The sequence below is a fragment of the Streptomyces sp. OfavH-34-F genome (assembly GCF_022347745.1).
In the GTDB taxonomy this organism is placed as follows: domain Bacteria; phylum Actinomycetota; class Actinomycetes; order Streptomycetales; family Streptomycetaceae; genus Streptomyces.
In genome coordinates this window covers 1-3,025 of sequence record NZ_JAKRGC010000494.1, presented here as the reverse complement: position 1 = coordinate 3,025, position 3,025 = coordinate 1, and the positions used below count along the sequence as shown (strand labels likewise).

Sequence of the window (3,025 nt, the reverse complement as noted above, 5' to 3'; positions counted from 1 at the left end):
CGGGGCCCCGTGCCCACCCCGCCGGCCGACAGCGGCGCCACCGCCGAACTCCTCGGCCTGGACGCCGAACGCGCCGCCCGCCCGGGACTCCTCCGAACCCTGCGGCACGCCCTCGCCCCCGGCTCCCCGCTCCTCCCGGTCGCGGCCCGCACGCTCGTCGGCTGCGCCCTGGCCGGATACGTCTGTTCCGCGGCGGGCGTCGGCCGCCCCTACTGGGCCATCGTCACGGCCGCCTCGCTCTACCAGGCCAACGTCACCCTCTCCTGGAACCGCACGCTCCAGCGCACCCTGGGCAACCTCATCGGGGTCCTCGTCTTCGCCGCCGTCCTCCCCGCCGCCCGGACCACCCCGCTCGCCCTCATCGGCTTCTGCCTCCTCTTCGGGTTCGCCGCCGAGGCGCTGATCACCCGCAACTACTGGCTCGGCTCCGTCGCCGTAACCCCGATGGCGCTGCTCGTCCTGGAGTACACGGGCACCCATCCGGCGGGCGAGCTGATCGGCGACCGGGTCCTGGACACCGTCATCGGCGCCGCCGTCGGCTTCCTCGCCGCCGTCCTGGTCACCAACCGCCGCGCCACGGGTCGCGTCGAGCGCGCCCTGGCCGCCGCCGAGCACGCCCGCGACCACGCCGCGCGGACCCTCGCCGCACCCGCACCCAGCCCCGCGGACCTGGACGCCGCCCGCCGCCGGCTCACCGGCTCCCTGGTCGAACTGCGCGAGGCGGACGACACCGCCGCCGGCGAGTGGTGGCAGCCCGACCTGCCCCGGGAGGCGGTGCTCGCGGCCGAGCAGGCCGGACACCGTACGCTCGCGGCGACAGCGAAACGGCGCGGACTGCTCGTCCCCGCCCAGGAGAACGGAGCGGTGTGACCGACGACATCGTCGCCTCGGTGGTCCGGCAGTGGCGGGCCGTCAACCCGGAGCTGGACACCGGACCCATGGAGCTGATCGGCCGCATCAACCGCTGCTCCGCCCTCCTCCAGCAGGCCGAGGACGCCCCGCTGCGCGCGGCCGGGCTCAACCGCGCCGAGTTCGACCTGCTCGGGGCCGTACGCCGTACCGACCGCGAACTGACCCCCGGCGAACTGGCCCGGGAGACCTTCTCCTCCGGAGCCGCCGTCACCAAGCGGCTCAAGGTCCTCCAGGAACGCGGACTGCTCGCCCGGCGCGGCGACGAGCGCGACCGCAGGGTGACGTACGTGGGCCTCACCGACGAGGGGCGCGCCCTGGTCGACGGGCTGCTGCCGCAGCAGCTCGCGTACGAGCGCGCCGTGCTCTCCGGCCTCGACGCCGAGGCCCGCGACCGGCTGAGCGCCCAGCTCAGCGAGCTGCTGGTGCAGCTGGAGGGGCGCATCGGCGGCGTGCGCCGCTGACCCCCGCGCCGGTGCCCGGCGCACACGCCCGGCACCGGCATCACTCGTAAGAGCCCCTTCGATCAGATGTGCTCATTGATCGTGCTGCGGGGTGTTTCTTCCGTATTCCTCCGGGCCGTCACTCCCCGCACACGCGCGAAGGCGGTGCGTGTAAAAACTCGTGAGTGTATTACCGCCGGGCCGCTCGCGCAGGGGGTTGGAGGAATGTGCGAAAGCACTGATTCGATCTGACTAAGCTCACGCGCTGTGAAACCGAGTTGAGATGAATTCGCGTGCTTGTTCCCTTCGTAGGGACAGGTGCCGAATCTCCGGAATACAGCCCGAATCAACCGCCAGAGGTTCAGATGGCCCGTGTTGAATCACCGCCGGCCGGACGGGAAGCCCCCGTCGCCCGCGCCCTGCTGCTACCCGTCGTCGTGATGGCGGGAGCAACAACCGCCGCCGCGGCGCTGGTTGCCGAGCCCGCGCGGATACCAGTCGTCTGGTACGGCGTCTTCGCCACCGTCGTGGTCGCCGCGCTCGCCGTGGAGATCGCCCGCCGCGGCCGCACGATCCGCCGCCGCAACGCCGAGTACCAGCGGCGTCTCACCGCTCTGGAGCGGCGCATCGCCGACCACGACGAGGAGACCGTACGCATCAGCAAGGAGCTGCTGCCGGCCGCCATCCACCGTCTGCGCGTGGGCAACTCGCCCGACGAGGTGCTGCGCGACGTCGTCGACGCCGACCCCGTCTACCGCCACCTCCCCGACTCGCAGCGCTCCCTCGTCTACACGGTGCTGGACATCATCGACAACGAGGAGGCGATCCGGGACTCCGCGCAGCGCGCCTTCGTCAACGTCGCCCGCCGCGTCCAGGCGATCGTCAACCGCCAGGCCAGCGAGCTGCGGGAGATGGAGGAGCACCACGGGCGCAACCCCGACGTCTTCGACGACCTGCTCCGCATCGACCACGGCACCGCGCTGATCGGCCGGCTCGCCGACTCCATCGCCGTGCTCGGCGGCGCCCGCCCCAGCCGCCAGTGGCCCAAGCCGGTCCCGCTGTTCAGCGTGTTGCGCGGTGCCATGTCGCGCATCCTGGAGTACCCGCGCATCGATCTGCACTCGATCGCCAAGGTCGCCATCATCGGCACCGCGGTCGAACCGCTCATCCACGCCTGCGCCGAACTCCTCGACAACGCCACCCGCTACTCGCCGCCCCAGACCCGGGTGCACGTCACCGCGGTCGAGGTGCAGACCGGCATCGCCATCGAGATCGAGGACGGCGGCGTCAGCCTCAGCGAAGAGGCCCGCGCCCGCGCCGAGAACATGCTCGCCAGGGCCCAGGCCGGCGCCAGCATGAACGACCTCGGCGAGGCCCCGCGCCTCGGCATGGCGGTCGTCGGCCGCCTCGCCCGGATGTACGACCTCCAGGTCTCGCTGCGCCAGTCCGCCTACGGCGGCGTGCGCGCGGTGGTCATCGTGCCCCGCGCCATGATCACCACCGGCCCGGCGCCCGGCATCGCCCACGGCATCGGCGCCACCTCGCGGCCCACCAGCGACATCGACCTGTCCGACCTGCAGCACGTCGTGCCGCCGCGCGGCAAGCGCCGCAAGCCGAGCCCCGCGGCCGCCGCCCGGCCCGCCACCGGACCGGTCGTCTCCGACCGCCGCCCG

At 73.0% G+C, this 3,025-nt stretch carries 3 protein-coding genes; all 3 read left to right on the top strand.

Annotated features, from left to right (window positions below; all coding sequences use genetic code 11):
- On the top strand, positions 1-870 hold an 870-nt coding region (locus MHW47_RS33870), incomplete at its 5' end, for an FUSC family protein (RefSeq protein ID WP_239227678.1).
- Positions 867-1,373, top strand: a complete 507-nt coding sequence (locus MHW47_RS33865) for a MarR family winged helix-turn-helix transcriptional regulator (RefSeq protein ID WP_239227677.1) — start codon at positions 867-869, stop codon at positions 1,371-1,373. The genes MHW47_RS33870 and MHW47_RS33865, both read left to right, overlap by 4 nt.
- 344 nt (positions 1,374-1,717) lie before the next feature.
- Positions 1,718-3,025, top strand: a 1,308-nt coding sequence (locus tag MHW47_RS33860) for a sensor histidine kinase KdpD (protein ID WP_239227676.1), incomplete at its 3' end; no start/stop codon positions are given.